This window comes from Paenibacillus sp. 453mf (genome assembly GCF_900116105.1).
In the GTDB taxonomy this organism is placed as follows: Bacteria; Bacillota; Bacilli; order Paenibacillales; family Paenibacillaceae; genus Paenibacillus; species Paenibacillus provencensis.
The window spans coordinates 1,652,359-1,675,945 of sequence record NZ_FPAC01000001.1 but is presented as its reverse complement, the minus strand read 5'-3'; the positions used below and the strand labels follow the sequence as shown (position 1 = coordinate 1,675,945).

General features: G+C 43.5%; 20 protein-coding genes and 1 pseudogene. 20 read left to right on the top strand and 1 reads right to left on the bottom strand.

Features of this window, described 5'->3' with window-relative positions; translation table 11 throughout:
- Positions 1-92 precede the first annotated feature (92 nt).
- The 11 genes from BM415_RS07935 (at position 93) to BM415_RS07890 (ending at position 14,389) form a co-directional block, all read left to right on the top strand.
- On the top strand, positions 93-458 hold the full coding sequence (locus BM415_RS07935; RefSeq protein ID WP_091156588.1) for a hypothetical protein: 366 nt from the start codon (positions 93-95) through the stop codon (positions 456-458).
- Positions 459-811: 353 nt separating this feature from the next.
- Positions 812-1,624 (top strand): class I SAM-dependent methyltransferase, encoded by an 813-nt coding sequence (locus BM415_RS07930; RefSeq protein WP_091156585.1) that lies wholly within the window; start codon positions 812-814, stop codon positions 1,622-1,624.
- Positions 1,625-2,228: 604 nt separating this feature from the next.
- Positions 2,229-2,732: a hypothetical protein gene (locus BM415_RS07925; RefSeq protein ID WP_091156584.1), complete on the top strand. Its 504-nt coding sequence runs from the start codon at positions 2,229-2,231 to the stop codon at positions 2,730-2,732.
- Between the two features lie 87 nt (positions 2,733-2,819).
- The gene (locus BM415_RS07920; RefSeq protein WP_091156581.1) at positions 2,820-5,048 is read left to right on the top strand and encodes a hypothetical protein; all 2,229 of its coding nucleotides are present in this window, start codon (positions 2,820-2,822) and stop codon (positions 5,046-5,048) included.
- A 35-nt stretch (positions 5,049-5,083) separates the two neighbouring features.
- Positions 5,084-6,961, top strand: coding sequence for a hypothetical protein (locus BM415_RS07915; protein WP_091156579.1), 1,878 nt, complete (start codon positions 5,084-5,086; stop codon positions 6,959-6,961).
- A gap of 19 nt (positions 6,962-6,980) precedes the next feature.
- Entirely contained in the window at positions 6,981-9,488 is a 2,508-nt protein-coding gene (locus tag BM415_RS07910; RefSeq protein ID WP_091156577.1) for a hypothetical protein, read from the top strand.
- A gap of 91 nt (positions 9,489-9,579) precedes the next feature.
- A complete protein-coding gene (locus BM415_RS25020) occupies positions 9,580-9,729 on the top strand; it encodes a hypothetical protein (protein WP_170862399.1) in 150 nt (49 codons plus the stop codon).
- A gap of 281 nt (positions 9,730-10,010) precedes the next feature.
- Positions 10,011-11,108 carry an L-dopachrome tautomerase-related protein gene (locus BM415_RS07905; RefSeq protein ID WP_091156575.1) on the top strand — a complete coding sequence of 366 codons (1,098 nt, stop codon included), beginning with the start codon at positions 10,011-10,013 and terminating at the stop codon, positions 11,106-11,108.
- A gap of 668 nt (positions 11,109-11,776) precedes the next feature.
- A complete protein-coding gene (locus tag BM415_RS07900; RefSeq protein ID WP_091156573.1) occupies positions 11,777-12,703 on the top strand; it encodes an ABC transporter ATP-binding protein in 927 nt (308 codons plus the stop codon).
- A 5-nt stretch (positions 12,704-12,708) separates the two neighbouring features.
- On the top strand, positions 12,709-13,611 hold the full coding sequence (locus BM415_RS07895; protein ID WP_091156570.1) for an ABC transporter ATP-binding protein: 903 nt from the start codon (positions 12,709-12,711) through the stop codon (positions 13,609-13,611).
- The gene (locus BM415_RS07890; RefSeq protein WP_091156567.1) at positions 13,604-14,389 is read left to right on the top strand and encodes an ABC transporter permease subunit; all 786 of its coding nucleotides are present in this window, start codon (positions 13,604-13,606) and stop codon (positions 14,387-14,389) included. The genes BM415_RS07895 and BM415_RS07890 overlap by 8 nt, the downstream gene beginning before the upstream one ends.
- 727 nt (positions 14,390-15,116) lie before the next feature.
- Here BM415_RS07890 and BM415_RS07885 read toward each other — a convergent pair.
- Positions 15,117-15,500 carry a RidA family protein gene (locus BM415_RS07885; RefSeq protein WP_091156565.1) on the bottom strand — a complete coding sequence of 128 codons (384 nt, stop codon included), beginning with the start codon at positions 15,498-15,500 and terminating at the stop codon, positions 15,117-15,119.
- A gap of 104 nt (positions 15,501-15,604) precedes the next feature.
- On the opposite strand from BM415_RS07885, the gene BM415_RS07880 reads away from it, so the two are divergent.
- From BM415_RS07880 to BM415_RS07840, 9 genes and pseudogenes are all read left to right on the top strand, one after another.
- Positions 15,605-15,934 carry a winged helix-turn-helix transcriptional regulator gene (locus tag BM415_RS07880; protein ID WP_091156563.1) on the top strand — a complete coding sequence of 110 codons (330 nt, stop codon included), beginning with the start codon at positions 15,605-15,607 and terminating at the stop codon, positions 15,932-15,934.
- A gap of 1,001 nt (positions 15,935-16,935) precedes the next feature.
- Positions 16,936-17,130: a hypothetical protein gene (locus tag BM415_RS25460; protein WP_244533268.1), complete on the top strand. Its 195-nt coding sequence runs from the start codon at positions 16,936-16,938 to the stop codon at positions 17,128-17,130.
- 220 nt (positions 17,131-17,350) lie between these two features.
- Positions 17,351-17,560, top strand: a pseudogene (locus BM415_RS25455) (hypothetical protein); the annotation flags it as partial.
- 59 nt (positions 17,561-17,619) lie between these two features.
- Positions 17,620-17,952 carry an ArsR/SmtB family transcription factor gene (locus BM415_RS07865; protein ID WP_244533180.1) on the top strand — a complete coding sequence of 111 codons (333 nt, stop codon included), beginning with the start codon at positions 17,620-17,622 and terminating at the stop codon, positions 17,950-17,952.
- Positions 17,953-18,047: 95 nt separating this feature from the next.
- Positions 18,048-19,049, top strand: a complete 1,002-nt coding sequence (locus tag BM415_RS07860) for an NADP-dependent oxidoreductase (RefSeq protein ID WP_091156558.1) — start codon at positions 18,048-18,050, stop codon at positions 19,047-19,049.
- Positions 19,050-19,554: 505 nt separating this feature from the next.
- Complete coding sequence (locus BM415_RS07855; RefSeq protein WP_091156556.1) at positions 19,555-19,905, top strand: PadR family transcriptional regulator; 351 nt, start codon at positions 19,555-19,557, stop codon at positions 19,903-19,905.
- Entirely contained in the window at positions 19,902-20,573 is a 672-nt protein-coding gene (locus tag BM415_RS07850; protein ID WP_091156553.1) for a hypothetical protein, read from the top strand. The genes BM415_RS07855 and BM415_RS07850 overlap by 4 nt, the downstream gene beginning before the upstream one ends.
- Positions 20,573-21,127: a DUF4825 domain-containing protein gene (locus BM415_RS07845; protein ID WP_091156550.1), complete on the top strand. Its 555-nt coding sequence runs from the start codon at positions 20,573-20,575 to the stop codon at positions 21,125-21,127. The genes BM415_RS07850 and BM415_RS07845 overlap by 1 nt, the downstream gene beginning before the upstream one ends.
- Before the next feature lie 332 nt (positions 21,128-21,459).
- Positions 21,460-23,553 (top strand): preprotein translocase subunit SecA, encoded by a 2,094-nt coding sequence (locus BM415_RS07840; protein WP_091156549.1) that lies wholly within the window; start codon positions 21,460-21,462, stop codon positions 23,551-23,553.
- The last annotated feature ends 34 nt before the right edge of the window (positions 23,554-23,587 follow it).

Below are 23,587 nucleotides of genomic sequence, written 5' to 3'. Positions count from 1 at the left end.
CGGGCAGAGCTTAGACTTTTATGAATAAAAAAGGTATTTCTAGTATTGGGTTATTAAATAAATGGATTATTTGAAAATGGGGGAATCAAAATATGAAACGTAAAATTCAACTAATGGAAACCTACGTAAATATCGACTTTGGAAACTCACCCTTTTTAAAATTAGATAAAGGGTTACAAATTCCATACTCTTCAATCAAGGGAATAACAACAGGTAGACCGATACCAAAAGCTTTTAAACTATATGGTGCTTTATTAGGAGGAATGAGAAATGGATTATTTAGATCAAATGGTGGTTATCAACTGCACTTTTTTGAAAATGAGCTTGAAACTCTTCATTTAGATTTGAATAACTTTAAAGTTGGTAAGTTCAAAATATCAAAGTTAATCATTGGTGTTGAAAATCCTGAAGAAATAAGTAAAAATATTTCCGAAAGAGTGACATTTTCTAATCTATGATAAAGATAACAATTTGTTAATTTACGGGAATATGGCGTGCAGTGGGAGCCCTAATACGGCAATCGGCACAATTATATAGAAGATGTCGGGGAACAAAGAACACATTCCCGTTGAAAGTCGCTATTTTAGCGGCTTTTTTATGTTATCGGTACAAGTTCGTGTCCCGATTCAAGGACAAGAACTTGTACCGATTGCCGGAATGGACAAAAACATGTTCCTATTACCGATTAGATAGATATCTAATTAAAATTTTATAGCTTTTTCATTAAGCTAACGGGCAGGATAGTTGAATCATTTCTTGAATATTTTATCAGTTTGATAAACTACAAATACATTTCTGGAGAGGTGTCTTCATGGACAAGAAGTCTGTAAATAGACCAATCATTATTAGCGCTGGCGAAGTTGGTGCTGCCATTTCGGAAAACATGGATATGAATGTTGTTCATAATACAAACAGCTTCTATTGGGATACACAAGGCAATGACTTCTTAAGAGCAATCGTGCTTCCTAACTATGGTGCGTTTGTCTCAGAAGAAAAATACCAGCTTTTTGGCGATATCTCAGGAAAAAAATTACTGGAGATCGGCTGCGGCAATGGTCAATCTTTGCAGTATCAAGCTGAACGCAACGCATCTGAACTATGGGCTGTGGATATATCGGAAAGACAAATCGAAAAGGCAGCGCAGCATTTGGAGTCACTCGGTCTATCGGCAAAATTGATCTGTTCTCCCATGGAAGAAGAATGCGGTATACCGGCGGATTATTTTGACTATGTTTATTCGATTTATGCCATCGGTTGGACAACCGACCTTGAAGGTACCTTTTGCCGTATCGCTTCTTACCTTAAAAAAGATGGTGTATTTATCTTCAGCTGGTCTCATCCTATACACAGATGTGTTACTGAAGATAATGATAGGTTTGTTTTTAGAAAGAGTTATTTCGATGAAGCTTGGTATCCGGTAGCTGTTGATGAAGGTGAATTATTATTAGCGGATCGCAAGCTATCAACCTATGTGAACGCGCTGGCGACAGCGGGATTTGTAATTGAGCAAATGATTGAGCAAACTGACGATGAGATGATGCAATCGCGGGACGATAACAGCGATCTGGCAAAGAGAGCAAAGATGTTTCCAGTAACTTTTGTGATTAAGGCAAGAAAACTATAATATCTGATGACAAAGCGAAACATACATAAAGGAATCCGGCAATGCGATGATAAGAACATTGTTACATTCCCGATATAATTTCATCGATGGCGGTAGACGCCCTTTTATTAAAAACGGGCAGGATAGTTCCAATGTATGGAAATATGTTGGTATATGAAGGATGCTGAACCCATTAAGCCGTTGAAGGTAAAGGGATGGATTCTGAGCTGGAAGCACTCAGTTCCTTAATAAAAACAGAAGCAGATGGTGGTGATCATTGTTAAAATGATGAGTCTTACTCAGGGAAGAATTTCGCAGTTAAGAAAATACATATAGGCAGAGGATAACAGCGAAGATATGGTGCATTACTAAAAACGAACAGATCTTTTCCGCGGACCATACTCTTTCGTGTTATACAGTAAATCTACGTAAAATTTAATAATATTTTCCTTAACTTCCACTTGACGGATGTCCAACTGCTCCGCATAATAGACTTTAGAATAATTTTACAACTATGAGCCGTCAGTCCTTATGGGATCTACAACATCGGATTCCATGCTTCTGGCGGCTTTGTCATGTTCGGTCAGCGTTCCACAAATTGATAATGTGAGAGGGGCCAAGTAAAATGACAACGACGTATGCCTCAAGCATGAGCTATGGATTCAACATCACGATCGGGCTCGGCAAGGACAACAAGGAAGTTAACATTACGGCGCAGGATCTGAACCATGTGAAAGAGAGAGGCTTGCATTTCCAACTGCCGCCCGACACAGAGGTGGATCTCGGCAGTTTGAGCGACCTGATCGATTGGCTGAACGACCAGCTCAAGAACATAGGAATAGATGAAACCATTCCTACAGAGGCAGGCTCAGAATGGCCGGAGTCAATCAAAGATATTTTTAACGGCATACTTAATACCAACGTTAAAGTAACTAGCCTCTCCATCGATCAGGAGAAGCAGGATACCGACGGCAATTACCCGCCGATAAAGCTGAACTTGGCTGTAACCGGCACCTCAATGGATACGGATACCCATGAGCCGAAGCCGATTCCGATTATTGACGGCCTTTTCAGCGTAATAGGCGGAGGCATTTCCGTGAATCGTACATACACAACAACAACTGAATAATCACAAAGCAAAGGGCGATTTTCGACAATGTATCTGGTGGGAGTCCGCCCTTTCTTTTTATCTTCAGCCTTGTTAGGGGATAGAATAATGGCTTACCATACGACGACGCAAGGCACGTTATATTTGTTATCCTTGATGGAATTCGATTTAGGTTCTCCGGTCCTCCTTTACGGCGGCATGGAAGTGAGCACGGGGGAGGATCTTTTCTTTACCGTATCCAATACAATACCCTTTGAGCAGTCTATGCTTTATCCGGGATCCATAACAACGTCTGTGGACGATCCGCTGGACATGACCGGCGTACGCTTGAACGAGTTCGATGTAAGAGCAAGGATCTATAAGCTTAACGGCAGCGTGACGGCAGATACGACGTTCAAGGCAACCGCTACATTCCCAAGTCTTGATGCATTTACCTTGTCCGGTCTTATTGTGTTTGAAGCGTCTTCTCCGAGATTGGTCCGGGTAGAGTTATCCGCCGATCCGCAGTTGACTTTAACCGACTTCATTACTAAAGTGATTGGCGGTTCATGGGACTGGGCAGATGAAGTGACGAATCAATTCGCTTTTAAAAGAGGAGCTTTATACGCTCTAAAACCTCCTCCCAATGCACCCGATACATACACCTATCCCTATACCGACCCCGAGAACCCGTCCCAGACTATCCAGCTTAAGCCCGGTTACTATGTCGAAGCCTTTCTGACTATTTTCGGAAAATATGACTTTGCCGTATCTCTCGGTGTCACGGAGCATACGTTTAAGCTGATGACCCGAAGCGTACAGCGGTTCGATTTCGATTTTATCGTGCTTAAGGATGCCTTTCTTGAGATAAGCTCAACGGCGGGACACAAATATTTCAGACTGGGCACCTCCGTCGTCATTATGAACACCCCGATCGAAGGTACCGTCAGTGCCAGCTACGATTTGTCCCGAAGCGCGTTTGTCGGCAGCGTCAGTGTTTCTTTGGGCAGCGTCGAATTGCCTACCGGAAATGGAAGCAGCAGGCAGGACGTTACGCTGGGCATAGAGTTTACATGGACTCGGGGAAGCGGCTCAAACAGCGGATTCCGCATTTCGAAGCTGGACGGGCTGCCTACCAACACCGTGGACTGGATCAATGATTACCTGTCTGTCCTCAATAGTGGAAGCGACTGCCGGAAAATCGTATCGGATTGGCTCGACGGGTTGACGGAAACGTCGTTGAAGCCCGAACTGAACGGCAGCCCGAGAAAAAATGACAGCGGACTGATGGAAATTCCGCTCAAGCTTAACTATACGATTAAAGCCGTCGGTTCCCAAATTGCAAACAATGAAATCACGTTTACAGTCAAGTTCGCCATCCCTGACAGTGTGCATGATTTGCCGAACGCATTATGGACCTCCTTGGTTTCCAGCTCAGAGTCTGTCATCGGTCAAATGCTGCAGCAGGAAGATACATATAAGGCTATTGCCGAATATGCCGCGCTGAAGGGTGGCGGCAGTGCCTTCGCCCGCTTCATCTGCCGCGCCTTGGGGAAAGGGCTCGAGAATCTCGCCAAGGCGCTGGCCGATGTAGCTGAGAAATTGGTGACGAAAACGCTCGCCGAATTGGCCGAATTGGCTGCGGCACTAGCTGCCGTAGCTTTGCTTGGGATCCCGGCATTAATCAGCGGACTGGCAGACTTGTTTGAAGATCTGTGGGATTGGCTTACGGGGAAAGACAAAGAGAAGGAGCAGCTAGCCAACGAACAGCTCGATGCGGCAAGGCAAAAAATTCAGGACGCTATCGACAAGGTGATGGCCGTTATTCGTCAGGTCAAGTCGAATGTTCAGGTCCAAGGCTTAACCGTAGGCATTGCACGAAACGGCGACTTTCACGCTAAATGGAAGATGGACGGGGACTCCGGTTACAATTTGGGCGACAATGCCGTGATCCAGTATAATTTCCAGCTGCTGCAAGGTGAAATCGGTTCCCATTCGCCGATCTGGGACGGGACCACAATAAAAGTGTGTAACGAGTTGAGGTACGACGTGCCTTTCGATAGCATCCCCCGGTATGAAAAGTATGGCATGAACGCATCTGTGAATGCGGTTGTGAAGAACCTTACGTTTATATATCCGGACACCGTTAAAGGCTTTGAAGTTGCCATCGACCAATTGGCGGGCATCGATAATGACAAAGCCAAGGAATATGCCGACGATCTTCGCTGCCAGATCGAGCAGTTAAAGTCTTACAACACGAACGGAGTAATAACGGATACGGTCTACGCCAAGGCGGCCATTCCGGATTATATGACCATCGGGCAAAGCCGGATTGGCCAAAACACCCGAATCCCTTAGCACGACTCACGATAAGCGAAAAAGGATGATGAACGATGGCTATAACGACCGTTCCGACGATCATTAAAGAACGGTATTATTCAAACCAGCTTTTGGGCGTCGAGGATTTTGAAAGAGAACGGGATTATCACGTATCGGAGCGTGAGCTTCTCGCCGGCGCCTTACTGGAAGCCGGTATACTATTCGATTTGGCCGTGAGTACGATTGTGAACGACAATACCGGTGCTGTCCAAATTTCTACCGGTGTTGCGCTGAATGCGGCAGGTAAACTGATCCCATTATCCAACCGGGCATCTTTTGCGGGTCAAGAAGTTACCGTGCAGTCCAATGTAGTTACGATTCACGCGGGGACGACAGACTATGCGGGGAAAACTTGGATTTTGTCTATCGAACCGAATGAAGAGCCGATCCCATTGACGGATAATCAGCTCCAAAGCGTTCCCTTGTTAAGCTTGACGGAAGAAGGTAGCAGCTTGACACCCTGTCAAATTCCTCTTGCAAGGCTAACCGTTCACGCTGTAGACGGGTCCGCTCCCGCAGCCTATACGTTAGACATCGACACTTCAGTTCGTAAGCAAGTAACGTTGCAAGACGGGCGGCTTGATGCTCTCGATGCCGGGATGATTCAGTCGGGGGTGCTTGATGTTGCCCGGATTCCGAAATTAAGCGCGGATCAGATTGATTCCGGGCAATTTGCAGTTGAACGGCTGCCCGGCTTGGACGCGGACCGAATCGTGTCCGGCACGCTAAGTCCGGACCGGATCCCTACGCTTCCGGCGGACAAAATAAGCGGCTTAACCGGATCCGAGCTTACAACATACTGGGCGCAAAGCGTCGCTGTCGTGCCTCACGGCAGCGGTCTTAAAGCTTACCCTCTCGCTGCCGGCAAAGAGGAGGGAACCGTGATCGGGCTGCTGCATACCGTGACGGACAAAGGCAATGTTTATTACTCGATGGGCATCGGCTTTCCGCAAACGCTGGTATCGTTTGCCTCCAACGAGCTGATGTTTTCCGGGCTCAAATGCAACGTGTACTCGGATCGTCTACAATACAATCTTGCTGCGGAAGGCGGGACGGCCGAAGAGACTGTGACCGGCTTGACCTTTACCGGTGTGAGCGAGGCGTTGCAATTTTCCCTGCTGACGCCGGAATCCGAGCTGCCTCCCGAACACCGCAACAAAATCATCGGCTTGGTCACCTACGGAACGCAGCGGTATCAAGGCTCCGTAACCCCTACTATAGGCATTGGAGAAATCGTCGCCAACATCCGTGACGCCGTGTCGCCGTTTCAATATTGGGCTGCCGCCAACCCGTCTTTTTCACTTCCGACGGTGGAAGCTTTGGCACAGCAGCTTAAGAACAACGGCTTAATCGCCCCCGATGCGGCTCCGATTTTGGCAGGCCAACAGCCTTCACTTCACGCCAACGCGCTTTCGTTTATCGAACTGTTGGTTAAGGTGTTTCCCGAATCTGCAGCACAGCCCGCCCAAGTGGCTTGGTCGCTGAGCGCGGCACGTATTTCCGCTGCTCGCGCGAGCGCGGCTCTAGGCGTATTTTATAAAGGCAAAATCAGCATGCAGGATTTTATTACGCTCACAATCGGCTCCTTTCCGGCGCCACCAGTAGAACAAGTAGTTCTACAGCTTCAGCAGCAAGGCAAAACGGCTCAAGAGGCGGTCGCGGCGATTAAAGAAAGCAATTCGCAGTTCGACACTCAGCCTGTGCAGTTAGGCATCCTACTGCGAGTCTATTTTACGGACAGCTCCAATACGCCTTTGCTGATGGCGCAAGCTTTCTTTAACGCAGGGTACAAGGACAAAGAGGCACTGTCGGCAGCGCTGGCCACATTGTTCCCACAGTCAGCCTCAAATGACATTCGGAACGCCATCGATTCGGCATTCAACAAATCGTAATCATGAGGAGTGGGAGAGAATGAACCTTTACGTACAGTTTGTCAAGAACAATCTTGACCAGAGACCCGAGGAAATTGCCGCTAACATATGTAAGGTGTTCCCGGAAATCACGCTGAACGAAGCCTCGGATGCATTCAGGCACTTAATACGGCCGTCGGGCGGTGCTGAGTATGCAGCTCTCATTGAAGCCGATACTTCCACAATCTCAACGGAGCATGACACAGCGGTTGAAGCCGCCTCCTACCAAGCATGGTTGCTGCGCCTGGCGTTTCCGCAGACGGAAGCCGCCGACATTGCGCAAGCGATTCACGTATCCTACACTTCGCTTACTTCCGTTCAGATGACGCTGGTTTTGAAGCATGGCGAGCCATATCCCGTTTTCCCCGATTTGACGCCGGAAGCCACCGCTTCCGTGCTGATTCGGCCGGAGGTCGGTTATGGCCAGCCGCCGGCTGTTGCCCAAGCGCTTCATTTATCCGGCGTGTTTCCAGAATGCCCTCATGCGTTAGATACGGCGAAGGTACTGAAATCGGCGCATGTATTTCCTCAACTGGATAAAGAAGCAATGAAGAATGCGCTGCAGTCGGCCCAGTTCAATGATACTGAAATCGCTGAAGCGCTCGCTGCGCTGTATCCCGATCCGATCGTGCTGCAGCCGCCTTCAGGGTTATCCCTGCAGTATGATGCGATTCAACAGCGAGTCGAAGCAACATGGCAAGCCTCCGTGCTTCCTCCGGCTTTACAAGGGAAGACCGCGTTATATTCCATCCGGCTCTATTCGGCCGGTTACACGGATCAGACGGCTGCGCAAATGGACGGCCTGACGAATCCAGAAGCACAATTAACGCTGGATAACGGTCAGCCTTTTGCGGAAGGAGATCAATATTCAGCGCAAGTGAAAGTTACAGTGGAAGGCTACTCAAGCGACTGGAGCACACACAGCAGCCCGGTGACGATTATTGGCCTTCAGCCGCCGCAGCAAGTGGCGATCGCTGTACAATCGGATTCTACGCTTCTGCTATCCTGGAGCCCCTTGGCGGGAACAACCGATTTTCAGATCCGGGTTACGAACGAGGCGGGTCAACCGATTGATCTACAGCCAAAGTACGCTATATCCGGAAACGAAGGAAAAGTAGATATGACGCTTCTTCCGCGCCCTGCACGTTATAACGCCCAAGTGCGCGGCATGTTCCAAGTACAAGCGGGACCTTGGTCTGCACCGGTTCCTTTTACCAATGGCAAATCCGGTCTGGAAGCCAACTTCAGCATTAACCCGCCTCAGCTGCATGGGTTCGGCATGGTCCATAGCGACGGCGCCTTTGAAAACGACCATATTAAGCTAGGCATTAGCCAAAATGTAACTCTTTCCTTCAATTGGGACGCCGCAGCCCATACATCGGACACCGCAGCCTTATCTCTAAGCGCGCTCGTATCCAGAACATCGGAAGGTGAAGGGTATTCGCCCATTACTATTTCGGTTAACGGAAATACCGTTATCACCGACTACACGATTCCGGGCGGTGGTTACGGCGCTTATCCCAATTTCTTCATCATTCCGCCAGTCTATCTCTTTCAAGGAGCCAACCAGTTGCAAATCCAGACTTCCCCGGCTGCTCGAACCTACTTGTGGCTGTATAACTTAAACTTGAAAATCTTTCGTTATGTTCAAGAAAACGATGTCGCGGATTTCTCGAAAAACCCCCCGGCAGTGAACCAAAATCTGCGGCTGATCGAGAATAGCGGCGAGTTTGCTGGCGATCATATCCGGATTGGAAATAACGACAGCGTTGCCGTTGAGTTCGGTTCGGGCGAGTTTCAGAATCAATTCGGCCACATCTTGTTTTCGGTCTATGGGCTTGTATCCAGAAGCAGCGAAAGTGAAGGGTACTCTCCCATTACGTTAACGGTGAACGGCCAGCCGATCATATCCAACTTCACAGTTCCAGGAGCAGGGTTCGCCCCGCATCTGATTCAATTTGTGATCCCTTCGTCACAGCTGGCTAATGGGACAAATACAGCCCGATTGCAGGTCGCTCCTGATGCACGAACGTTCTTTTGGCTGTATAACTTGCAAATTACAAGACTCACATATTATCAGGAAACCGCTAGCTGCAATCTGTCGACAAACCCGCCGGCTACCCACAACGTATCGGTTCAACGCAATGACGGGAGGTTCGCAGGGGATCATTTTGTCTATTACCGAAACGGCACTTTTCAAGCGTCAATGGAATTTCAACAAGGCTACGCTTTCCCGATTGTTGTCAACTATAACGGACTCGTTTCCCGAAACGGCAATCAAGCAGGAAAAGCGCCGGTTGAAATCAGCTTTAACGATCAGCCGCTTGCTGCCAATTACACGTTTCCCGGCGCGGGATTCGGTTATGTTGACAGCTACTTCGCGGCGGCGATTCCGATTCTACGGCCGGGCGCGAACACAACTTCATTAATTGTGAATGCCGACTCGGTCACTTTGTTTTGGCTCCGAGGGCTAAAAATCTATCAACTCCAAGGAGGCGATGGACTATGAGCGCGGAATGGTTATTGGGGTATTGACTTAGGGTACGAAGCAGAAGGCAACAAAGCTGGAGGAAGTTCCTGCAGAGGTAGACATTGTCACTTTGGCGTTCGGAGTAACATATCCCGAAGATTCGATTACAACGGATTTCTTTACAAGCAAGCATTCTCGGGAAGAAATCATGAACGGCATTGCCGTTCTTAAAGCCAGGGACCAGAAGGTCGTCATGTCGATCAACGGAAATCCGAACTGACCGGGCTTGGACGGCATTGATCTGGATAATGAAGCAGCGAAACGCCGGGCGACAGCTTTGTCGAGGTCATTCGCGAGCTGCGTAAAGCGCTTGGTACGGATACGCTAATTGAGGTTCTTAAATAATTTCATTCTATCGTTAATAAAACCAACATTTTTAATAATGGAAAGTTGAAACCCACAGCATCCATCACGATAGAAAAATTTATCAAGAACTAGGCACTAATAAAAATTTTCATCATATATATTTGATATCCGTTCGGATTTGATGAGGAGGATATCATGCAACCTATGTTACCTATGGAAAAATATTTTGGGCAGTTTGAACTGGTGCATGCTTTTTATGGGGCTATGCCTACAGGTGTCAGCGTTTCCGAAACCGATCGTATTTTTGTTTGCTTTCCGAAATGGGGAGACGACGTTCAATTTACTGTGGCGGAAATTGTTGAGGGTGAATTGCAGCCTTATCCCAGTTTAAAGACCAATTTGGTTAATAATGATAATATTACAATGTCTTTCGTCAGTGTCCAAAGTATCGTTGCTGATGGAAGAGGAACACTTTGGGTACTAGATACAGGGGCACCAAATTTTTCTGAACCTATTCAAGGGGGAGCAAAATTAGTTGCTGTTGATTTAAGCACGAATAAAATAAGGAGAATATATACCTTTACAGAAGATGTTGTCTTACCAACAACTTATCTGAATGATGTCCGTTTGGATTTTCGGGTTGGAAGAGCAGGCTATGCATATATAACGGATTCTTCTTCCAGAGGGCCGGGGGCTATTATCGTCGTAGATTTAGAAAATGGGAACGCGTTTAGACGGTTAAATGGGGCAATATCAACTTCACCTGATCCCTATATTTTACCGAAAGTAGAAGGTGAAATTTTGATGAATCGAAACCCGGACGGCTCGACTTCCCCATTTAGATTGGCTTCCGATAGTTTAGCGATTTCTCCTGATGGAAAGGTTTTATTTTATGCTCCGCTAACCAGCCGTCAGCTGTTCTCGATCTCAACAGAAGCCCTAAGAGACAGAAGGATACAGGACATGAATTTATCCCAATATGTCCAGTATTGGGGGGGAAAAGGTGCGTCTGATGGAATGATCACCGGCGCAAAAGGAACCGTTTATGCGGGAGACTATGAAAACAACAGTATCCGGAAGATATTGCCGAATGGCGCAATGGAAACCATCGCACATGACCCGAGAATTTTATGGCCGGATACTTTCTCGATTGGCCCCGATCAATACTTATATGTCATTGTGAATCAATTACATCGGCAGGCGAGATTTCATTATGGAAGAGACCTGCGGGAAAAACCATATAGTTTACTTCGTATGAGAATTGATCAATTCCCTGCTCCTACCTTTTCATAATAATCTTAAACGAAGGTAGCTACCCCTCATCAGGGAGCTGCCTTTTTTGTCAGTTAAAAATTATATTTTTGTAAAACTGGGTCCAATTACAGATTAGATAAATATCTAACTGGAGTTTACATCAAATTAATTAAGCTAACGGGCAGGTACTTTAATAAACTGAAATTGTGTTATTTTCCCGGAAGAATTGCTACGTATCATTCAAGAATACACAGCAAGAGAAGGGTCTCTGCTCGAAACGCTATATTAAATGTAGGTGCTATACCTTTTGAAGCCTTAAGGCAGTAAAATATCTTTGAAACTACTGCTGTTCAGCGAATAGCTTCTTCCTCCATCCGTTGTTGTTTTACGGTTCATATTGGTAAAGTTCTGTTCAACAATATTAGCCATGTCAGCCAAAATTTCTTCTTGGCATTTTGCCATTAAATCAGTGCTATTCGAATGAGTTCCTTCGTTTGAATAATTCGTAAATCCTTATCCTGTTCTCGCAAAACTAATTCACTCCTTTTTTTAAAACGTACACAATCTCAAATGGTGTTGGATATCCAGCACAATAGACATTATTGATTATTGTTGACTCTTTGTTTTGTAATTATAATAAAATACATAGAGATAAACAACACGTTGTTTGTTTTCGATTATTATATTCAGAAAGGGTGGATAACATAGTGCCCGTCATTGAAATTGAGCATTTGACCAAGGATTATGGTCATAATCGAGGTATATTTGATGTCTCCTTTAGTATCGAAAAAGGAGAAGTTTACGGATTCTTAGGTCCGAATGGTGCTGGGAAAACGACGACCATCCGGCATATCATGGGCTTTTCCCGTCCACAACAAGGGAAAACCTTAGTAAATGGCCTTAATAGTTGGGAACGCGCGGGAGATATTCAAAGGGAGCTGGGGTATTTACCGGGTGAGATTGCTTTACCAGAGTCTCTTACGGGGACTCAATTCATAAATATGATGGCTGAATTACGTGGTATCACGGATATGTCCCACACGGAATCCTTGATTAAGAAGTTTGAACTCGATCCAAGTGGGAGCTTGAAGCGGATGTCGCTCGGCATGAAGCGGAAGCTAGCTATCGTTACAGCGTTTATGCATGATCCATCTGTGCTTGTGCTTGATGAACCTACAAGTGGTTTGGATCCCATTATGCAAAATTTATTTATAGATTTCATTAAAGAGCAAAAAGAAAAAGGCAAAACCATTTTGATATCGAGTCATATATTTTCGGAAATCGATGCAACCTGCGACAAGATATCGATTATTAAGGATGGTCGATTAATTTCTTCTTTCGTGGCGAATGATTTACGCCATAGTGAAATAAAAACCTATGAAATTGAATTTAAAACAGAGGACTCATTTCATCGTTTTGATAAGGAAGTAAAAGCTGAGCCCAAGATTAAGGTGCTTACTTTGATCCCAAGTAAACGTCAAACGACACTCCGTATCCACGATGCGGATATTAACCATTTTATCTCTTTCATCGCAGACTATGAAGTGAAGTTTTTTACAGAGATAAAATTTTCACTAGAGGATTATTTCATGAAGTTTTATGATCGCAACACCAACACAGACGGGAGGGGATGATCCTAATGCCATTTATCGAGATTAATAATCTAACTAAAGACTTTGGAGAAGGGCGAGGATTGTTTAATCTAAACCTGTCGATTGAGAGAGGCGAGGTATTTGGATTTGTTGGAATCAATGGAGCCGGTAAAACGACGACCATTCGCCATATGATGGGTTTCTTAAAACCGAAAAGCGGTACAGTGACCATTAATGGAATGGATTGTTGGACTGAATCTGCTGAGATCAAAAAGATGATCGGCTATATACCCGGAGAAATTGCATTTCCCGATGCCCCTACAGGAACAGAGTTTCTGAAGAGACAAGCAGAAATTTTGGGTTTAAAAGATATGTCGTATGCTGAAAGCATTATAAAGAAGCTACAGCTTGATCCTACAGCCAACTTAAAGAGAATGTCTAAAGGAATGAAACAGAAAACGGCGATCGTCGCAGCATTAATGGCCGACCCTGAGATATTGATTTTGGATGAGCCAACCACGGGACTCGACCCCCTTATGAGATCACAATTCGTTGATATCCTCAATGAAGAGAAGAAGAAAGGAAAGACGATCTTTATGTCGAGTCACATGTTTGAGGAGGTAGAGCATACGTGTGACAAGGTTGCCTTAATTAAGGGAGGACAATTAATAGCGGTCAAGCCAACGGTTGAGGTTAAGCATAATGAAAACAAAGAGTATAAGATCGAATTTCTTACGCCTAAGGATTATGAACGTTTCTTATCTGAACCATTCCAGTTCACGGAGAAACGAGAGAGTCAGAACCAAGTACTCATTAAAATAAACGATCGGGATATCAATTTGCTGTTTACAACACTAAAAGATTACCCCATCAAATTTATAGTAGAGAAAAAATATACGCTTGCTGATTATTTCAACGGTTTATATGAGGGGGAAAGAGCAAATGTTTAGCAAACCAATCTTCAAACAAACACTCAAATCGAACTTAAAATTGTGGATTGTTTTCACGTTGATCATGACCGTGTTTCATGTTGCTCTAATTGCGGTATTCAATCCAAGTACCCTAACGGACATGTCTGGTATGGTAAAGGATACACCGCTTGCTGGTCTGCTTGGAGATGCCACTTTCCTAGGGATGCTTTCCAAAACCTTTTATGGCATTCAGGGTGTTCTCATACCGATTGTATTCATCATTATGACCGCTAACAGTCTGATCGCATCACAAGTGGATCGAGGTTCCATGGCATACTTGTTGTCTACACCTACCAAAAGAAGTACCGTTGTGCGGACTCAAGCAGTTTACTTGGTTATGTCGCTTATTGTCATGTTTTTAATTGTTACTGTTTCTGGTATTGTATCGATCAATGTGTTCCAAAGTGAGATTGACATCAACATGACGGAATATCTTATGCTTAACTTAGGTTTGTTTCTCTTAATGTTTGCAACTAGCGGGATTTCGTTCTTCTTCTCCTGTTTATTCAATCTCACGAAGAACTCTTTGGCTTTTGGCGCGGGAATACCAATGGCATTTTTCCTCCTGAAGTTGATGGGAGATGTGGATAGCAGCTTAGAAGGATTGAAATATGTATCTCTGAACACGTTATTCGACACCAATGCGATTACGACCGGTGGTAGTTACTCCATTCAATTTATCATTCTTGCGGTTGTTGGACTTGCGCTTTATATACTCGGAATGCGTGTCTTTATGAAAAAGGATTTACCGCTGTAAAGTTTGGATCTGTAACATGAGCTTAAAGCCCCCCCCCTTAAAATAGACATTGAAAAACCCTCGGGTCTAATCGATGAATTTAAGGGGGTGTATTTTTATAATGATCTTATAATAACTAATGCATATACTTACTTTCGCATGTCATCGTTAATTGAAAGGGAAGAGGACTATGACTATGAATGTTTATGAACAGATATAGGATTAATTATTGAACAACGTGTTGATTGTCGTTCTAATTAAATCTTAGTGCGTCCGTTATTCCTAATTCAATCAACAATATGGACTTTTGTGTTGAGAGGATAGAACTACTCTTCAAATGTCGAGGGGTGGTATATGGGCTCATCACTCGTATTTTTATTTCTATAACTGTGTTACTCCGGGTATAGTACGCTGTCGGAGTAAATCGCAAAGGCAGGGATAAATGTCATCGTCGATACCGCAATTGACTTGTGTTCAAGAAAAAGAACTCACGAGAAGAGAGCAAATTAGAGGGAATCGGGCAATTGGCTAGCTCATTCCCAGTTCGACAAAGTATATTCCTTTAATGAATATGAGCTAGTTTGTAATCTCAACTGCTTCTCCTTGTAACAATGATCATGGCGTTACCTAATAGATATTCAATTTTGGTTAAATCATCAACTGGTAGTTCGTCTATAATTAATTCCGAAATGACCGGGGAAATATTGTTCGTTTTTTTGGACTACATTTCCCCGGCAGCCGTGCTGGGTTAGTCCGTGTGTGCGACGGCTCTAATTTCGATCAGTTGCTCAGGTGACGCTAAGTAAGTCACGCCGATAAGACTGCCGGCCGGCCGATGTTGTTCCACGTATTCTTTGAACAAATGGACGACTGACTCGGAATGCTCTTGCGCGTTTGTTAGATATATCTCCACATAAGCGAGATTGTACTTCGTGACACCAAATCCCGCCAGTACACGATCAAGATTTTCCAGCGTCTGCCGTGTCTGTACTTCGATATCTCCCTCGCCAATGAATACGCCCTCCATATCGTGAGAAAATTGTCCCGAAATGTAGATGGTACCGTTGACACTGTAACCTTGGGTGATCCCGTGATCCCAAAGATCGTGATTAAAGCTTTTAATATTGGTCATTTATTTCACCCTTTACTTCAAAGTAAGATCAGTATAAACTGAGCACAAATTATTATGTAGTACGCACTATTTTGATAGGTACTACCCGAAAGGATAGTGTAAACATGAGCGTGGCTGACTATAAGGGTAATATTAAAGAGACACCTTTTGGTTACACCTTGTCTGTGATTGGCGGCAAGTGGAAATTGCTTATTATTTACCTTCTGGCAGAAAACCAAACGGTTCGCTTTAATGACCTGAAAAGGCGGATAGGTGCTATTACTTATAAAACATTGAGTGCACAACTGAAAGAACTAGAGAATGACGGTATGGTAAAACGGAAAGAGTATCCTCAAGTTCCCCCTAAAGTCGAGTACAGTCTTACAGATAAAGCAAAAACACTCTTACCCGTTTTGGAAGAGTTATGTGAGTGGGGAATGAAAAATCAATCCTAGAAATGGGAGGATAATTCAAGAATGTGTCGATATCATTCCGCTAACGAGAGACGTTAGTTCAATGATTCAGCGGTAGTCTAAGACTTTATTTTCTTAAGACAGCATCGGCATGAACAAGAAGGAGCTTAAACGGATTGGCTTGCCTTTCTACGCCCTTATTACGTCCGGTACAGGTATAGAATTCTGCAGCGTTTGGTATAAAAGACGGCATTAGATGTTCAGGCTCAAAAAAGGAATGGTCTTAGATGGCAAACAAGAGCTACAGCCTAGCTCACACAAAGTAATGTGCAAATGCCACATTGTATTCACCCCGAAGTATAGACGGAAAGAAATTATATTCAAGTGAGAAGAGACTTAATAGAAAAAATTTGCAACTAAAGATAATCTCATCTCCTTTCCTACTTGTTTAATATTGTAATGGTTTTGATAATATTATCCATGGACTTATATAAATAGTTCCAGTATCATGTCCAAAGTATCTAATATTTTGGGTGATTGAATGCAAGATGTGGCAGTGGCTTATGGATTTATTTTCATGCCAATTTTTCTATTCATTTCTATTTATCTTCTATTGAGCGAGAAGAGAACAACAGGAAGCAGAATGTTTATCTCCTTTAGCTTCACAATGACAGCATGGTCTTTCTTTGTGGCCTTGCTAATCGGGAAATAAGAGGGCATTTGCCCATTTTTTAATTGAAAGTAAACTTTTATAAGATTACAATCTTCTTACTTTTGACACGTTAACACCTCAAAAAATGTCGAAGGACAAGAACATAGGCCCTTTGGAAGTCGCTATTTTGAAGGCTTTTTATTTATAGGTACAAGTTCTTGTCCCGAGCCGTACCGATTACCGATTAGATAAGTATCTAACTGTGTTTTCATGGAATTTCATTAATCTAACGGGCAGGATTGCTCAATACAATCATAGAATTCTCAACGATTATCCAAATCGGTTAAATACTCTGCATCCTAGTCTTACAGAGTACGGTAAATTCCAAGTAATGCAGCTACGAAATGAAATAAAAATTGATCCTGAAGATTTAGTTCTTGTCAGTCCAACTAAACGTACAATTGAGACGGCAACTATTATAAAAAAATGGTGTGGACTTCATTATTTCTCCATTTGTTGGTCCGAGGAGATATTGAAATTCTTGATTTCAATTTGGATTGCTGGAAAGAAGGGATTAATAGGATAGAACAAGATATCTTTATCTTTGAAGGATATGCTAAGGAGTTATTAGATTGGATCGGGGAAGCTATAAAAAATTTTCATTATTTCACATGATGGTACGATAAAATTATCGGATATTGCCTGGAGAAAATGGATTGACCAGAAAAGATTTTCTTGGTGAGGCTGGGGTATATCGAATGAAGTTGTAGTCTATCCGGTTGGCTGCTGCTTCTTTTTCTCTTAAGATAATATTCAGATTAGTCTCCAACTCTTGGTCAAGGAAACGATGGATCCGTGTAAGATCTGGAAAAGAATCAAACTATTATTTTGATAAATATCTGTTTGAATCCAATCCCGCCTTACTTGAACATTTGTCAGAGCTAATTCCCTCTGGAACCGAGGTTTTTGTGGGACTAGAAATGGGTGGTATTCCAGTCGCAATGGCACTACGCTTGATTTTTTTATACAGGTAGTTATAATTATGTTTAAGTGATTAAACGAATGAGCGAAAAGGATGGATCGTATGAGCCAGGGAACCGAGCAAGTTTTACAACAATTCAAAGAGTCCATCCCGTTGTTGGAAGTGCTGACTGATGAAAACCGTCAAGCTATTATTATGGTGCTGGCACAGAACAAATCGGGACTTAATGTAAATGCGATATCAGGTCATATCAATTTATCTAGGCCAGCTGTTTCCCATCATCTGAAGGTGCTGAAACAATCTGGTTTTATTCAATCCGAGAAAAAGGGCGTAGAAAATTATTATATATTAACTGTCCGTAAACCGCTGGAACAACTGAAAAACTTGATTACTGTCATTGAAGCAGAGTGCACTTGGCCTCAGTGACTAGAAAATGACTTAAGTGAATACTGTAGAGCAGATTATTTTTGTTCTTTTGGTTCATTCGTTTAAACTAATGATCATAACGGGAGAGATATTAAATGAAGGCTATAACCATTGAGAAATATGGGAAAGATGTTCCCTTGGTTTTGACTGAACAACCAATGCCTCATATCGGAGAACATGATGTGTTAGTAGAAATTCATGCAGCCAGCCTAAATCCTATCGACTATAAAATTAAGGAAGGGAAAGTAAAACTCCTGTTGAGTTACTCTTTTCCTCTAATATTAGGCAATGATTTCTCCGGGGTCATCGTTAAGGTTGGTGAACGGGTAAGTGCATTTAAACCCGGTGATGAAGTTTATGGTAGACCACGCAAGAGCCGTATCGGTACATTGGCGGAATACATTGCTGTACATGAGGAAGATATTTGGTTAAAGCCGCAGAATCTAAACTTTGAAGAAGCTGCATCTATTCCACTGGTTGGACTTACGGCTTACCAAGCCTTTACCGATATTTTGCATCTCCAAAAGGGCCAAAAAATTTTGATTCACGCAGGTTCAGGAGGTGTGGGGACGTTCGCCATTCAACTGGCTAAATTGATGGGAGCTTTTGTTGCAACAACAGCCAGCGAGAAAGGGTATGAGTTGGTCAAGTCGATGGGCGCAGATCTGATCATTAATTATAAAAAAGATAACTTTGAAGAAATGCTTACCGGATATGACGCTGTTTTTGATACTCTTGGAGGAACTGCTTTGGAAAAATCGTTCCAAGTTCTAAAGCCAGGTGGACATATCGTATCCATCTCCGGCATGCCAAACGCAAGATTTGGCAAAGAAACAAAGTTAGGTTGGATGAAAACAGCCATTTTGTCCATCGTGAGCCGAAAGATCACAGCGCTTGAGAAGAAGTACGATACAAGATATCATTTCCTTTTTATGAAATCGAGTGGAACACAACTGAAGATTTTAAAAGAATTTATTGAAGGAGGCCACATTAAGCCAGTTATTGATAAGGTGTATCATTTGGAAAAGACTGCGCAAGCATTCTCGTACCTCCAAGGCGGAAGTGCCAAAGGAAAGGTGGTTATTAAAATTAAGTAACTCCTATGTTTATACTAACTACGTATGCGAACATGTTCACCATCTATGATTCGGCGGCTGTTCGAGGTTGCTGGCGGTAACCTTGAACGGTCGATTCGCAGTTGTGTAAGACGTTTGTTGTAATAGAGGTACAAACACTATTTGACACATGTCAGGAGACAAGAATATATTCCCATTGAAAGTCGCTAATTAAGCGGCTTTTTTGTTTTTTCAGTACATGTTCGTGTCCCGAGCAAAGGACAAGAACTTGTACCGATTACCGATTAGATAGATATCTAACTGAAGTTTACAGCTTTTTTCATTAAGCTAACGGGCAGGTTAGTTTAAAAAAGCATTGCACCAGGACTGCCAATCAAAGCAATTAGTTACTTTTTTTGTTGGCAGTCATTACTAAACAGAAAACCGGTAGTAGTTATAGTTTATTCTAAGATGAAATTGCATCTCGCCACATATTACATTGTACTACATAGTAATATGTGGTACGATGTATGTGGAGGTGAACAAAATGACGGAAAGCAGTATCAGCCGAGATTTGCTTCGCGGTAACATGGATACGATCATCTTACGTGTTTTAACCGAAGGAGATAACTATGGCTATGAAATTATAAAAGCTATTTCGAAATATAGTTATGGCCAGTATGAATTAAAAGAACCATCACTTTATACGAGCCTCAAAAGATTGGAATCCCATGGTCACATAAAATCGTACTGGGGAGATGAAAGCCATGGAGGTAGGCGTAAATATTACACTATTACTTCTTCTGGTCATGAAGTATATTTACATAACCTCTTAGCATGGAAAAACGCCAAAAAGCTAATTGATCAATTAATTGAATCAGAGGGGGGAGCAAAATGAACAAATTAGAAAGATATGTGGACCATTTATTTACCGGATATAAAAAGACTCGGCAAGTGCAAGAACTTAGAAATGAGATTCTAAGCAATCTTCAAGCCAAAGTAGATGATTTGACAGCACATGGTGTGGAATACGAAGTTGCAGTACAAGAAGCAAAAAGTAGCATCAAGAGTGTAGAAGGCTTGGTGGAAGGACATTTCCCATATTACGTGAGTAAATACAAAGCGGAACTTCTTCAAACCGCAGCGCTCTATTTTTTAATTGCCTGGGTTGTAACTATACCTTTTAGTCTTATCGAACAAGCAGGTATTCTCTTAAGCGTCATTCTGCCGATTTTGGCAGCAGTCTGTTATATAAGTTATCTTATGAATACTAATTCAAATCAAAATAATAAAGTTGTAGCTATTTCTCATGATGTCTCGAATAAGCGTCATCGCAATATAGCTTGGGCTATTTGGACTGTATTTTTCCTTATCCAATCGTTGTTCACGACAGCTGTCCATTTTGGAAGCGATATATGGTTTGGAAGAGGTATCCAGATACTAGGACCCTATCAGTTTGCAGTTCTTGCAACTCATTATATTTGGCCCTTAATTACTGGTATTATTCCATTATTGTTCCAAGCTTCATTGAAAATAAAACAAAAACATATGGTAGGTGAATCTTAATGAATAAAAAAAACACAGCGATTTTTGTTCTCGCAACGATAGGGGTTATTCTCTTTGTCACCGTTTATGGAATCTTATTGCCGAGAATGGAACGCGAAGATCAAGTCTATGCAGCTCAACAGACTGACCCCCTAACTCACAATATTGAAGAATCCATCAGATATAAAAATAAATACATGGGTAATGCGGGGAATTTATCGGGTTTAATTCATTCTCTTCCTCTAGGCAATATTGAGAGTGAACTTGAACTCTTTCCTGATACGCTGACAGCAAATATATTATATAAATCTTCTACTGCTGACATCACACCAGAACTGATGGAACGTTCATTAATATATAATGCAACAGCAACCTTTGCATTAATTGATAACTTGCAGGAGATTCGTTATACATTTTCTGACTTATCGTATGTAGTATCTAGAGAAGATGTAGAAATGTGGCAGGGGCAAGCCGACTCTCCATTAATTAATTCACCTAATAAATGGAGAACTGAATTTCAAAGTAAATTAGAAGATTCTAAATACGTGGATATGGGAATGAAGACGTTGTTTTAAATGATTGATTATTATCTATGAAATTAGATTAGAGTGCAAAGATTAAGCTAACGGGAAACGTTAGTTCAACATAGAAGGAGCAGTTCGCCGGTTGGCAGCTGCTTCTTTTTCATTAAGCTATCTGTTAGGTTAACTTTATTGGGCTAACAACTCAGTATTTGTAGAACAGCTCCATGTTGGAACTTTATGGTATAGATAGCGTATCTAATTTAGAAAAGGATAAGGGCAAAGTTTTGTAATTGTATGAGATATAAAGGCTATTGTTTATAGATTTCGAGTATACTTTAGCCACTTTAGAGTCGGGTATATATACGAGGAGGGATCAAATTCCGATGAATTTAGCCGCCAAGTTGATACAAAAAATCAATAACCGTGAAACTCAGAACAAGCTGAAGATCTATCAGGACAAAGCGAAACTCATTAGAAAAGGGAATTTGGAAGTATGGGACGACCAGCAGTTAAAAGCAGAATCTCTCAGGCTGAAAAAGGAAGCAAAATCGGGTACTCCTTTGGACGAGCTGCTGGTCGATGCCTATACGCTAGTCTGCGAGGCAGCGAAGAGAACGCTTGGATTACAGCCCTACGCTGTCCAGATCATGGCTGCCATCGCTCTGCACGAGGGATTTTTAATTGAGCAGCATACGGGCGAAGGAAAAACGCTCTCTGCGGTTATGCCTACTTATCTAAATGCGCTGACCGGCGAAGGTGTTCATGTGCTGACTTTTAATGATTATTTGGCAAAGAGGGATGCGGATTGGATGGGTCCGATCTATCGTTTTCTCGGATTAACGGTAAAATCGGTCCAAGCGGGCATGAGCTTGTCCGAGAAACGAGAAGCGTATGCCGCGGATATAACCTATGTTACGGCTAAAGAGGCGGGATTCGATTATTTGCGCGACACGATTGCACTGGGAGAAGCCCAAACCGTGCATCGTCCCTTCCACTACGTTATCGTCGACGAAGCGGATTCGCTTCTTCTGGACGAAGCACGGGTGCCGCTAGTCATTGCCGGCGAGCCGGGCTTTTCCATAAGCGAGGGCACTTGTTTCGCAGAAGTGGCCAAGCAGATCGTTCAATATGAGCATTACGACTTCGACGAGTTTATGCGGAATGTATATTTGAATGAAGCGGGATCTACCAAAGCGGAAGGGCTGCAAGCCGCGCTTGCGGCCAAAGAAGGACTACAGCTAAAATCCGGCGGGAAAATTCTCGGTACGATTACCCTTCAACACTTCATAAGCCTATATCCGAAGATTTGCGGAATGACGGCTACTGCGCACGCTTCCGCAATAGAATTCGAAGATATTTATTCGCTGCAGGTAGTGCAAATTCCACCGAACCGTCCAAACATACGGATTGACCATCCGCACCGGATTTATACCCATAAAGAAGCCAAGCTTAAGGCACTTGTAAACGAAATCTCGTCCGTTCATAGGACGGGACGTCCAATTCTAATTGGCACTTCAAGCGTTGAGGAGTCTGACATACTAGCAAAGGCGCTAGCGATTGCCGACGTACCTTGTCAAGTACTTAATGCAAAAAATGACGCAGAAGAAGCCAGGATTATCGCCAATGCAGGAGGAATTGGCGCGGTGACGGTATCTACGAATATGGCGGGACGCGGCGTCGACATTCGGCTAGGGGGTGGCAAACCCACGCAAGCAGAAGTTGTCGCCAAGTTAGGCGGATTGTACGTGATTGGTACACATGTGCACGAAAGCGTGCGGATCGACGACCAACTGCGCGGGCGTTCCGGCCGCCAAGGCGACCCCGGAGCTTCCGTATTTTTCGTAAGCTTGGAGGATGAGTTGTTGCTTCGGTTTGGCATTGATAAAATGATTCGCAAGCCCAGGCAGGATGAAGCTCTCGAAGAGCCGGTACTCCACAGCAAAATCGCCCATATTCAGCGTGTTATTATGGGCCAAAACTTCGATATACAAAAGGAACTGAACGGTTATTCGGATATGTTGGAGGATCAGAGGCGAATTCTATACGAGGAGAGACTCAGAATTTTGAAAGGCGAGAAGCCGATGAGCCCTTCGGAGCAGCGGGTAAGGCTATTTTATATCGACCAGTTCTGGGCTGACCATCTAGAATACGTTTCTTACCTTCGCGAAGGTATTCATCTGGAGAGCCTTGCTAGCCGTAATCCGATCGACGAATTTCATGCGCAAATCACCCGAGCATACGAGCAAATTCCGGCTAAAGTAAATAGTGAGTCTACGAATATGCTTATAAAGCTCGAAGGTTCAGATGATCCAGCGAAGTGGGAAATGTTCGGTCTAAAGAATCCTACTTCCACTCGGACGTATATTATTAACGATCAATACATACAGAATAAGCGCAGCTCATGGACTACCACGACCGTATTTGCTTATTATATTCGCAAAATGTTAAGGCCGATATTTGGGTGGGGAAAATTATAATCGGGACGAGAGCGAACACTCAATTCATCGTTAG

What these genes read in the sequence shown, in the direction of transcription:
- BM415_RS07930 (WP_091156585.1), top strand. Translation starts at nt 812, where the DNA reads ATGGACAAGAAGTCTGTAAATAGACCAATCATTATTAGCGCTGGCGAA.
- BM415_RS07905 (WP_091156575.1), top strand. Translation starts at nt 10,011, where the DNA reads ATGCAACCTATGTTACCTATGGAAAAATATTTTGGGCAGTTTGAACTG.
- BM415_RS07895 (WP_091156570.1), top strand. Translation starts at nt 12,709, where the DNA reads ATGCCATTTATCGAGATTAATAATCTAACTAAAGACTTTGGAGAAGGG.
- BM415_RS07890 (WP_091156567.1), top strand. Translation starts at nt 13,604, where the DNA reads ATGTTTAGCAAACCAATCTTCAAACAAACACTCAAATCGAACTTAAAA.
- BM415_RS07915 (WP_091156579.1), top strand. Translation starts at nt 5,084, where the DNA reads ATGGCTATAACGACCGTTCCGACGATCATTAAAGAACGGTATTATTCA.
- BM415_RS25460 (WP_244533268.1), top strand. Translation starts at nt 16,936, where the DNA reads ATGCAGCTACGAAATGAAATAAAAATTGATCCTGAAGATTTAGTTCTT.
- BM415_RS07845 (WP_091156550.1), top strand. Translation starts at nt 20,573, where the DNA reads ATGAATAAAAAAAACACAGCGATTTTTGTTCTCGCAACGATAGGGGTT.
- BM415_RS07935 (WP_091156588.1), top strand. Translation starts at nt 93, where the DNA reads ATGAAACGTAAAATTCAACTAATGGAAACCTACGTAAATATCGACTTT.
- BM415_RS07850 (WP_091156553.1), top strand. Translation starts at nt 19,902, where the DNA reads ATGAACAAATTAGAAAGATATGTGGACCATTTATTTACCGGATATAAA.
- BM415_RS07860 (WP_091156558.1), top strand. Translation starts at nt 18,048, where the DNA reads ATGAAGGCTATAACCATTGAGAAATATGGGAAAGATGTTCCCTTGGTT.
- BM415_RS07840 (WP_091156549.1), top strand. Translation starts at nt 21,460, where the DNA reads ATGAATTTAGCCGCCAAGTTGATACAAAAAATCAATAACCGTGAAACT.
- BM415_RS07865 (WP_244533180.1), top strand. Translation starts at nt 17,620, where the DNA reads ATGGATCGTATGAGCCAGGGAACCGAGCAAGTTTTACAACAATTCAAA.
- BM415_RS07920 (WP_091156581.1), top strand. Translation starts at nt 2,820, where the DNA reads ATGGCTTACCATACGACGACGCAAGGCACGTTATATTTGTTATCCTTG.
- BM415_RS07910 (WP_091156577.1), top strand. Translation starts at nt 6,981, where the DNA reads ATGAACCTTTACGTACAGTTTGTCAAGAACAATCTTGACCAGAGACCC.
- BM415_RS07880 (WP_091156563.1), top strand. Translation starts at nt 15,605, where the DNA reads ATGAGCGTGGCTGACTATAAGGGTAATATTAAAGAGACACCTTTTGGT.
- BM415_RS07885 (WP_091156565.1), bottom strand. Translation starts at nt 15,500, where the DNA reads ATGACCAATATTAAAAGCTTTAATCACGATCTTTGGGATCACGGGATC.
- BM415_RS07855 (WP_091156556.1), top strand. Translation starts at nt 19,555, where the DNA reads ATGACGGAAAGCAGTATCAGCCGAGATTTGCTTCGCGGTAACATGGAT.
- BM415_RS07925 (WP_091156584.1), top strand. Translation starts at nt 2,229, where the DNA reads ATGACAACGACGTATGCCTCAAGCATGAGCTATGGATTCAACATCACG.